The organism is Campylobacter sp. FU_497, from assembly GCF_025772425.1.
Taxonomy (GTDB): Bacteria; Campylobacterota; Campylobacteria; order Campylobacterales; family Campylobacteraceae; genus Campylobacter_D; species Campylobacter_D lari_C.
On record NZ_JAKMSC010000042.1, the window covers coordinates 1 to 520 of the forward strand.

Genomic DNA, 520 nt, shown 5'->3' on the forward strand with positions numbered 1-520 from the left:
AACCAGCAAAAGTTAAACCTTCGATAGAAGTATTTACTACTTTAGCTCCTGTTCCTACTAAGTCATCAGTCCAAATAGAACCAACTTCCATTTTACCGAAAGTTACGCTTGTAGCATAAGCTTCGTTAGTGTATTCTAAGTAAGCTTGATTTACAGCAAATGTATCGCTTGTAGTAGTACCTTTTTTACCTTTGCCAAAACCAAAGTCAGTTGCATTGTATTGGAATTGAACGAAAGCTTTGAAGTTATCATCTAAAGCTGCTTTGAAGTTTAATTGTGCTTTAAATTTATGCTCGTTATTTTTTGAGCTGTTGTAACCTTTATCTGCAATGCTATCGCCTTGAGTTAATCTATCAGATTGGAATCTGTATCTCATCATTCCTGATACATCAACATCTTTTATAGCTTCTTCAAGTGAAACAGCGTTAGCTGCTGAAAAAGCACCTGCAGCTAAAGCTGCTACTAAACTAAGTTTAACTAGTTTCATGAGAATTCTCCTTATTAAAATTAAAACTATGGC

1 protein-coding gene is annotated in these 520 nt (G+C 34.6%); it reads right to left on the reverse strand.

What is annotated here, in order from left to right; translation table 11 throughout:
- Positions 1-487, reverse strand: a 487-nt coding sequence (locus tag L8W68_RS08195; RefSeq protein WP_263675761.1) for a major outer membrane protein, incomplete at its 3' end; no start/stop codon positions are given.
- Between the last annotated feature and the right edge of the window lie 33 nt (positions 488-520).